Genomic DNA, 4,618 nt, shown 5'->3' with positions numbered 1-4,618 from the left:
GATTGATCGTTGCGTCTAGCGGTTGCCCAGCCCGATTGTCGAGAGAGTGTCTGCCGCATGTCCACCCAGCTTGTCTGGTTCCGTAATGATCTGCGCCTGGCCGATCATGCTGCCTTGATCGCCGCCGCCGCGCGCGGCCCGGTGGCGGCGCTGTTTGTGCTGGATGATGAAACGCCAGGAAACTGGCGCCTGGGCGCTGCGCAGCGCTGGTGGCTGCACCACAGCCTGATCAGCCTTGGCCGCAGCATCGAACAGCGCGGCGGCCGGCTGCTGCTGCGCCGGGGCCGGGCCGGGCCGATCGTCAAGGCCGTGGCCGCCGAACTGGGCGCGCACGTGCACACGCTCATCCACCACGAGCCGTGGGCCGCGGTGCAGGTGAACGAGGCCGGCCCGGTGACGCAGCATCTGGGCGTCACCCTGGCGCCGCCGGAAAGCGTGTTGAGCGGCACCGGCGGGCGCTATCGCATCTTCACGCCGTGGTGGCGCAAACTGCTGGATCAGATGCCGCCGCCGCGCCCGTTGCCGGTGCCCGATCTGCGCTGGGCCGATGTGAGCCGCATTGCCAGTGATGAACTGGATCAGTGGCAACTGTTGCCGACCACGCCCGATTGGTCCGGCGGCTTTGCCGACTGGCAACCGGGGGAGGCGGGTGCAGCGGCCCGGTTGGCCGATTTTGCCCACCGCGCCGCCCGTTATGACGCCGCGCGCAACCTGCCGTCGGTCGAAGGCACGTCGCGCTTGTCACCGCATCTGGCGTTGGGCGAAGTATCGCCAAACACCGCCTGGCATGTGATTGCCGACGCGGTTGGCGAAGGCGTGGCCGAGCCTTATCTGCGCGAACTGGGCTGGCGCGATTTTGCCGCCAACATCATCGGGCAATTCCCCGATCACGGCGATGCGCCCAACCGCGAGGCCTTTGCCCGCTTCCCGTTCGTTGATGATCCAGCCGGCTTTGGTGCCTGGTGCAAGGGCCAGACCGGCTATCCCATCGTGGACGCCGGGATGCGGCAATTGTGGGCGACGGGCTGGATGCACAATCGCGTGCGCATGATCACCGCGAGTTTTCTGGTGAAACACCAGCTGATCGACTGGCGCCACGGCGAACGCTGGTTCTGGGACACGCTGGTGGACGCCGATTACGGCAGCAACGCGCAGGGTTGGCAGTGGGTGATGGGTTCGGGCGTGGATAGCTCGCCCTTCAACCGCATCTTTGCCCCGGTCGGGCAGAGCGCCAAATTTGATGCCGCGGCCTATATTCGCCGCTGGGTGCCGGAACTGGCAAAGCTGCCAGACGCTGCCATCCACGCGCCGTGGGAGGCCGGGGTCGCCCTGATCCGCGCCGGCGTGAAGCTGGGCCGCGATTATCCGCAGCCGATCGTGGGCCACGAAGCGGCGCGGGCGCGGGCGCTGGCCGCATGGGCGCAGGTGAAAGCGGGCCGCTCCGACGACGCAATGCAATAAACAGAAATGCCTCCGGCGGCCAGGGCCTGAGGCCCTGGACCCACTCTCGTTTTGCCTGTGCCCGGTGCCGACACTTCGGCCTTGTATCAAATCAATTCAAATGGGCGCAGGCCTCAGGCCTGCCCGCCGGAGGCTCGCTTTTTTTACACTTGAAGCCTTGCCAATCGAAATTCGCGGCCTAATCGCCCTTACGGCGCGCCAGGAACAACAGGCTGACCACGCCGACATAGATCGCCAAGGCGCTTGCTTCGGCCCGTGTTGACTGCGCCATCAGCCAGGCGATGGCGGCAAAGGCCACCACGGCGGCCGGCTTCAACACGTGCAGTTCCGCCACCGGGCCAGCCTGTTCGACGCCCAGCGCCCGCAGGCGCAGCGCTGCGGCGCAGCCGATGGCATAGACCGACAGGGTGGCCAGCGTGGCGACGATGATCAGGGTTTCAAAACTGCCGCTGATCGCCAGGCCAGCGGCCACCACGACATGCGCTGCGACGGCGTTGCGCGGCACTTGCTGGTTTGGTTCGATCGTGGCCAGCCAGCGCGGCAACAGGCCATTTCTGGCGGCGGCAAACACGATGCGCGGTGAATTCAGCGATTCGCTGGTGAGAAAGCCGAAGATCGAGATGACGGCTCCAACGGCCATCACGGCGCCCAGCCCCGGCGACACGCTGGCGAAAGCCGTTGCCAGCGGCGCCGGTGCGCCGGCCAGTGCGTTGCCGATCAAGCCCTGCGCCACGGCCTGAATGCTGACATAGACCAGCGCGACCACCGTCAGCGCGATGGCGATGGCGCGCGGAATGGTGCGGGCCGGATCGCGCACCTCGCCAGCGACGGCCAGCCCGCCTTCCATGCCGGTATAGATGAAAATGGCCATGATGGCGGCGCGGCCGATATCGGCGTGGCCGCCCGCCGCGTTGGCAGCCAGCGGCAGCACCAGATTGGACGGCGCCACGAACCACGCGCCAACCAACACGAACAAGGTGAGCGGCACCAGCTTGGAAACAGTGAACAGGCCGACGAAGCGCGCCGCGGTGCCGACGTTGCGGCTGTTGATGGCCAGCAGCACCAGAAAGATCAGGGCAATCAACGCCGGGCGGATATTGTCCGCCGCCAGTGCCGGCCACAGGGCGCCAGCGGCCGATACCGCCGCGTTGGCCAGGGCGCCGCTGGCCAGGATATTGCCGGCCCACGTGAGCGCACCGGTGAGCCAGCCCCAATAGGGGCCAAACGCCGCCGTGGTGAAGCCATAGACACCGCCGCTGGCCGGCACCCGCGCCGCGGCTTCGGCAAAGCACAGCAGGATGGTGCCGACGATCAGCGCGGCCACGGCATAGGCCAGCGGGGCCCAGGCCCCAACGGCAGCGGCAATTTCGCCAGGCAGCGTGAAGATGCCGCCGCCGATCACGATCCCGATCAGATTGCCGACCATGGCCCACAGGCCGATGCCGGCGACCAGGCCGCCTGTTTTCTGCGCGTTCGCCATGCCGACCCCCTGAACTGGCAGGCTAGGGGGTGGGCACGGGCTTGTCCATGGGATCAGGCCAGATCGAACACCAGCGCTTCGGCGCCGCCCTGTGATGACAGGGCCAGCGCGCTGGTGCCCTGCACAGCCAGCCCGTCGCCCTGCCGCAGTGCGTGGCCGTCCACCACCAGCGCGCCGCGCGCCACCTGCACCCAGGCATGGCCGCGGGTGATCGGCGCTGTGATCGCGCCGCCCGGTGCCAGCACGGCGCGGGCAATGCTGGCGTCGCTGTGAATGGTCACGGCGCTTTCGGGCGCTTCCGGGGCGGCCACGATGTCCAGTTGCGAGGCGCCGCCGGCCACGGCGGGCAGCGTCTTCTGCTCATAGCCCGGCGCGATGTCGCGCTGGTTGGGCAACAGCCAGATCTGCAGCAGATGCACCGGTTCGGATGGGCTGGCGTTGAATTCGCTGTGACGGATGCCGGATCCGGCGCTCATGCGTTGGGCTTCGCCGGGGCGGATCACCGCGCCGCTCCCGATGCTGTCCTGATGTTCGAGCGCGCCATCCAATATGTAGGTGACGATCTCCATATTGTCATGGGCGTGGGTGGGGAAGCCGCCGCCACCGGCCACGCGATCCTCGTTGATCACCCGCAGGGCGCGAAAACCCATGATCCTGGGGTCATGATATTGGCCAAACGAGAAACTGTGCGTCGCCTGCAGCCAGCCATGATCGGCGCGGCCACGGTCTTCGGATTTGCGGTGCAGATAGGTGGGCACGTCAGTGTCTCCGCTGGGAGTGGTTGCAGCAGATATGGGGATGGAGCTGTCCTGCGCCAGATGCGAACCCATCGCAGCAGCCATGTCAGAACGGTATGACCTCGCCCTGCCAATCGAGCAGCAAACCCGATTGCGCCGGGGTGGCGGTGTCGATCACGCGCAGCAGGTGGCGGGCGCTCTCCTCCGGCGTGAACAGCGTTTTTACGCCTTTCTGGAAGGGTTTGGACAGGCCGGAATCGACCGTGCCGGGGTGCAGGGCCAGCAGCACCTGATCGGGATTCCGCCGTGCCTGCTCGATGGCCATGGTGTGGATCAGCTGGTTGAGCGCGGCTTTCGATGCACGATAGCTGTGCCAGCCGCCGAGCCGATTATCGCTGATCGAACCGACGCGGGCCGACAGCGCCGCCAGCACCGTTTTGCGGCCCTTTGGCATCAGCGGCAGCAGTGCGCGCGCAACCAGCGCGGGGCCGATGGTGTTGATCGCAAAGGCGGTCGCCAGCGCGTCGGCCGAAAGCTGGCTGTTGGCCTTCTCCGGCGCCAGTGCATTCCCGTGAAGAACGCCCGTGGCGATGAACACTAGATCGGGGGCGATGGTCAGTGCGGCAGCGGCGGCTTCGATGCTGGCGGGATCGGTGAGATCAACGCCGCCGCTGCGGCTCCAGCGCGTGATCTGCGCGCCGTCCTGTTCAAGCAGCGCCGCAAACGCCGCGCCGATGCCGCCGGTGGCGCCGACGACAATTGCATGAAGACCGGGCTGAAAGCTGGGAAGGATGGTCATGCACCCCGCTTAGCGCGGGCGCGGGCAGAGGGCTTGGGCCGCGTGGTCGCAGGCTATTCCTTCTCCCCCAGTTACTCCTTTTCCATCGTGCACTGCAACGGATGCTGGTGCTGACGGGCAAAATCGGTGACCTGGTTCACC

General features: G+C 67.0%; 4 protein-coding genes. 1 reads left to right on the top strand and 3 read right to left on the bottom strand.

The features are described from left to right. Positions 1 to 57: 57 nt before the first annotated feature. A complete protein-coding gene (locus tag RMO81_RS03785; RefSeq protein WP_310474409.1) occupies positions 58 to 1,461 on the top strand; it encodes a deoxyribodipyrimidine photo-lyase in 1,404 nt (467 codons plus the stop codon). Positions 1,462 to 1,639: 178 nt separating this feature from the next. On the opposite strand, the gene RMO81_RS03780 is transcribed toward RMO81_RS03785, so the two are convergent. Genes RMO81_RS03780 through RMO81_RS03770 form a run of 3 tightly spaced genes read right to left on the bottom strand, consistent with a single transcriptional unit; the run spans position 1,640 to position 4,477 of the window. After that, positions 1,640 to 2,941: an APC family permease gene (locus tag RMO81_RS03780; protein WP_310474408.1), complete on the bottom strand. Its 1,302-nt coding sequence runs from the start codon at positions 2,939 to 2,941 to the stop codon at positions 1,640 to 1,642. A gap of 53 nt (positions 2,942 to 2,994) precedes the next feature. After that, positions 2,995 to 3,783, bottom strand: coding sequence for a pirin family protein (locus RMO81_RS03775; protein ID WP_310474407.1), 789 nt, complete (start codon positions 3,781 to 3,783; stop codon positions 2,995 to 2,997). 1 nt (position 3,784) lies between these two features. Beyond that, on the bottom strand, positions 3,785 to 4,477 hold the full coding sequence (locus tag RMO81_RS03770; RefSeq protein WP_310474406.1) for an SDR family NAD(P)-dependent oxidoreductase: 693 nt from the start codon (positions 4,475 to 4,477) through the stop codon (positions 3,785 to 3,787). Between the last annotated feature and the right edge of the window lie 141 nt (positions 4,478 to 4,618).

This window comes from Sandarakinorhabdus sp., assembly GCF_031422795.1.
In the GTDB taxonomy this organism is placed as follows: Bacteria; Pseudomonadota; Alphaproteobacteria; order Sphingomonadales; family Sphingomonadaceae; genus Sandarakinorhabdus.
The sequence above is the reverse complement of the archived record's forward strand: the minus strand, read 5'-3'. Positions and strand labels throughout refer to the sequence as shown.

What these genes read in the sequence shown, in the direction of transcription:
- RMO81_RS03785 (WP_310474409.1), top strand. Translation starts at nt 58, where the DNA reads ATGTCCACCCAGCTTGTCTGGTTCCGTAATGATCTGCGCCTGGCCGAT.
- RMO81_RS03780 (WP_310474408.1), bottom strand. Translation starts at nt 2,941, where the DNA reads ATGGCGAACGCGCAGAAAACAGGCGGCCTGGTCGCCGGCATCGGCCTG.
- RMO81_RS03775 (WP_310474407.1), bottom strand. Translation starts at nt 3,783, where the DNA reads ATGGCTGCTGCGATGGGTTCGCATCTGGCGCAGGACAGCTCCATCCCC.
- RMO81_RS03770 (WP_310474406.1), bottom strand. Translation starts at nt 4,477, where the DNA reads ATGACCATCCTTCCCAGCTTTCAGCCCGGTCTTCATGCAATTGTCGTC.